This window comes from Streptomyces sp. NPDC127092 (assembly GCF_042722475.1).
Classification (GTDB): domain Bacteria; phylum Actinomycetota; class Actinomycetes; order Streptomycetales; family Streptomycetaceae; genus Streptomyces.
Window position 1 is genome coordinate 1 of sequence record NZ_JBHXFE010000122.1, and the last position, 309, is coordinate 309.

Genomic DNA, 309 nt, shown 5'->3' on the forward strand with positions numbered 1-309 from the left:
GATGTGCTCCACGGTCGGCAGCTCGCCGCCCTCGGGCAGCTCCACCCAGTCCGCCTGCACGGCGTACTCGGCGGCGTAGATGCCGGCGCGGCGGCCGAACACGTTGATGTCCAGCAGCGAGTTGGTGCCCAGGCGGTTGGACCCGTGCACGGACACGCAGGCCACCTCGCCGGCGGCGTACAGGCCCGGCACGACGGTGTCGTTGTCCTGGAGGACCTCGGCCTTGATGTTCGTGGGGATGCCGCCCATGAAGTAGTGGCAGGTGGGGAACACCGGCACCGGCTCCGTGTAGGGCTCGACGCCCAGGTA

1 protein-coding gene is annotated in these 309 nt (G+C 69.9%); it reads right to left on the reverse strand.

Going from position 1 to position 309, the window contains the following annotated elements; translation table 11 throughout:
• On the reverse strand, window positions 1-309 hold a 309-nt coding region (locus tag ACFWJO_RS37750; RefSeq protein WP_386872652.1), incomplete at both ends, for an FAD-binding protein.